This is a genomic window from Mesorhizobium sp. M2A.F.Ca.ET.037.01.1.1 (genome assembly GCF_003998075.1).
Lineage (GTDB): Bacteria > Pseudomonadota > Alphaproteobacteria > Rhizobiales > Rhizobiaceae > Mesorhizobium.
This window is the reverse complement of sequence record NZ_RZSA01000780.1, coordinates 1-3,257: the sequence shown is the minus strand read 5'-3', so window position 1 is coordinate 3,257 and position 3,257 is coordinate 1. Positions and strand designations below refer to the sequence as shown.

Genomic DNA, 3,257 nt, shown 5'->3' with positions numbered 1-3,257 from the left:
GCACTGCCAGCGGCGTCAGCCCTGTGACGCCGGCCGACGCAAAGGGTGGGCCATTGTCGCTTCGAATAGCCGGACATTTCTCCCCGTATAGTGACAGGGAGAAAGACGCTGCCGCGAATGGTTTCGCCAATCGCCAGCGCTGCAGAACAAGCACCCGGCCGCTGCCAGCGCCTTCTCCCCGTCACTATACGGGGAGAAGTTCCCGGCAGGGGATGAGGGGCGGCGCTAACGCCGGCGGTTTGGCGCCCGCAGGCCTGTCATAGAGTCAAATGTTGATCATCATCGCCGGCATGATACCCCCGCCCAACCGCCGTCACCGCCAGCCCAGCGCCGGCGCGACGTGCTTCAGGATCGACTCGATGACATGGGCGTTGTAGTCGACGCCAAGCTGATTGGGTACGGTGAGCAGCAGCGTGTCGGCCTCGGCGATCGCCTCGTCCTCCCTGAGCTGCTCGACCAGTACGTCCGGTTCGGCGGCATAGGTGCGGCCGAACACGGCGCGCTTCTCGGGCTCGATATAGCCAAAATGGTCCTCGCCCTCGCTGCCGCCGAAATAGGCGCGGTCCATGTCGTTGACGAGGGCAAAGATGCTGCGGCTGACCGAGACGCGCGGCTCCCGCGCGTGGCCGGCTTCCTTCCAGGCGGCGCGATAGGCTCTGATCTGCTTGGCCTGCTGGACATGCAGCGGCTCGCCGCTCTCGTCGAATTTCAGCGTCGAGCTCTGCAGGTTCATGCCGAGCTTGGCCGCCCAGACGGCGGTGGCGTCGGTGGCCGCGCCCCACCAGATGCGATCGCGCAGGCCGGCCGAGAAGGGCTCGAGCCTGAGCAGGCCGGGCGGATTGGGGAACATCGGGCGCGGATTGGGCTGGGCAAAGCCTTCTCCGCGCAACAGGTCGAGGAAGATTTCGGCGTGATTCCGCGCCATGTCGGCGTCGCTCTTGCCCTCTTGCGGCACGTAGCCGAAATAGCGCCAGCCATCGATCACCTGCTCGGGCGAGCCGCGGCTGATGCCCAGCTGCAAGCGCCCGCCGGCGATCAGGTCCGCGGCGCCCGCATCCTCGGCCATGTAAAGCGGGTTCTCGTAGCGCATGTCGATGACGGCGGTGCCGAGCTCGATCCGCTTGGTCTTGGCGCCAGCGGCGGCCAGCAGCGGAAACGGCGAGGCAAGCTGCCGGGCAAAATGGTGGACGCGGTAGTAGGCGCCGTCGGCGCCGAGCTCCTCGGCCGCGACCGCGAGGTCGATCGACTGCAGCAGCGCATCGGCGCCCGAGCGCGTGCCCGATTGCGGCGAGGGCGACCAATGCCCGAAGGACAGAAATCCGATCTTCTTCATGTGCTCCGTTCCTGCTGGAGCGGCTCGTCGGCCGCTCAAATGCCTTGTTGCTCCCGCAGATAGCCAGGGCAGCGCCGCGATACAACGGACACCGAACGGATACAGACCGTCAATGAGTCTTCGAAATGTCCGGTCCCACTCTCGCCTCGGAGCGCGATCAAACCACGGCACATGTGGCGCAGGCCGGTGCCAGCGCGCCGATCGGCCCCTGCGATCACCTCCGGCATTCTCGCCGCCTCTCGTGCGCTGTATCGTTCCCACCAGCCGATGATTCCCCAGCATTGGACAAAAGCTTCATGCATGGCCTGACACCGATACTTTCCACCGTGACGGCCTCTTTCCTGGCGTCCTTCGTCGAGGTCGTCGAAGCCTTCACCATCGTGCTTGCCGTCGGGGTGACGCGCGGCTGGCGCCCCGCGCTGACGGGCGCAGCACTTGCGCTCGCCCTGCTTGCGGCGCTGGTGCTTATTTTCGGCCCGCTGCTGGCGCTCGTCCCCATCGCGGTCCTGCAATTCGTGGTCGGCGTGCTCCTGATCCTGTTCGGCATGCGCTGGCTGCGGAAGGCGATCCTGCGCAGCGTCGGCGTGATCGCGCTGCATGACGAGGAGCAGGCCTTTTCCAAGGAGACCGCGATGTTGCGGCGGCAGGCCGGCGACCGCCGTGCCGACTATCTGGCCGCCGTCGCGTCGTTCAAGGCGGTGCTGCTCGAGGGCGTCGAAGTGGTGTTCATCGTCATTGCCGTCGGCGCCGCGCATGGCCAGACGCTTTATGCCGGCCTTGGCGCGCTGGCGGCCTTCGTGCTGGTGATGCTGATCGGCCTTGCCGTGCACCGGCCCCTGGCGCGCGTGCCCGAGAATTCGCTGAAATTCGTCGTCGGGCTGATGCTGACCAGCTTCGGCGTGTTGTGGACCGGCGAAGGCCTCGGCGCCGAGTGGCCGGGCGCCGACCTCGCTCTGCTCGCCATCTTCGCCGTCACTGCCGCCGCATCCTTCGCCATTATGCGCTGGCTGCGCGGCGCTTACCCGGCGCCTACTACGGGAGTTGCTCGATGATCCGTCTCGTCTTCAAGGAACTCGTCGGCATGTTCGTCGACGACGGCAATCTGGCCCTGCTGGCGCTGATCCTGATCGCGCTCGTCACCGCCGCGGTGAAACTCCTGAGGCTGCCGCCGCTCGTCGGCGGCCTACTGCTTCTCGCCGGCTGTTTGGCAATTATCCTGGAGAGTACGCGCCGCGCCGCGCGCGACAGGGCGCGTTGACCGGCGTTCAATCCGTGAAGCCTCGCAACCGCTGAAGATCGGCGAAGCCCCTCGTCATCCACGGGCGGAGCGACGCGAAGCGGAGCGCAGACCCGAGGATCCATTCCGTGACCTTGGCCAAGGAACGCAGCGGCGCAGAATTCTGCACCGTGGCAACGCCTCGACGTCACGGCATGGATCCTATGGTCTGCGCGCGTCGCTTCGCTCCTTGCTCCGCCATAGGATGACGATCGCGATAGGCGCTTCGGCCAATCTGCAGCCTATGCCGCCTGCCAAGCAAACATAGCCGCCGGTCGTTCCGTGCCGGGCAACTAATAGACCGTAAAAAGCGTCGGCAGGTGGCCGCTGAGGCGGAAATACTCGACCGCCTCGATCACCGGAAACAGAGCCAGGAAATAGAGCCCGTCGCGGAACGTGTTCCTCAGCGCGCCCGTCGAAAACAGCCACTGCGCCTCGTCGCGGTAGAGCAGCGGGTTCGGCCAGAAGGACGGCGTGCGTTCGGCATAGGCCGCGTAAGCCGCGCCGAACTTGCCGGCAAGATACGCGGCCTCCTTGCGCGCGGTGAACCGAAAGACGAGGAAGCTCGCCAGGCCGAGCATCGCGGCCGCCAGCACCGAGCCAAACATCAGCCCGATACCGACCGCGCCGACGGTCGAGAAGAAATAG

3 protein-coding genes and 1 pseudogene are annotated in these 3,257 nt (G+C 66.1%); 2 read left to right on the top strand and 2 right to left on the bottom strand.

The features are described 5' to 3' along the window. Positions 1-313 precede the first annotated feature (313 nt). Positions 314-1,333 carry an LLM class flavin-dependent oxidoreductase gene (locus EOA27_RS28855; protein ID WP_126080380.1) on the bottom strand — a complete coding sequence of 340 codons (1,020 nt, stop codon included), beginning with the start codon at positions 1,331-1,333 and terminating at the stop codon, positions 314-316. A gap of 296 nt (positions 1,334-1,629) precedes the next feature. Here EOA27_RS28855 and EOA27_RS28850 point away from each other — a divergent pair, with 296 nt between their 5' ends. Both EOA27_RS28850 and EOA27_RS28845 read left to right on the top strand, forming a co-directional pair. Continuing rightward, positions 1,630-2,385, top strand: a complete 756-nt coding sequence (locus EOA27_RS28850) for a COG4280 domain-containing protein (protein WP_126080379.1) — start codon at positions 1,630-1,632, stop codon at positions 2,383-2,385. Then, positions 2,382-2,591, top strand: coding sequence for a hypothetical protein (locus EOA27_RS28845; RefSeq protein ID WP_126080378.1), 210 nt, complete (start codon positions 2,382-2,384; stop codon positions 2,589-2,591). The genes EOA27_RS28850 and EOA27_RS28845 overlap by 4 nt, the downstream gene beginning before the upstream one ends. Positions 2,592-2,902: 311 nt before the next feature. Here EOA27_RS28845 and EOA27_RS28840 read toward each other — a convergent pair. Further along, positions 2,903-3,257 (bottom strand): annotated as a pseudogene (locus tag EOA27_RS28840) (isoprenylcysteine carboxylmethyltransferase family protein); the annotation flags it as partial.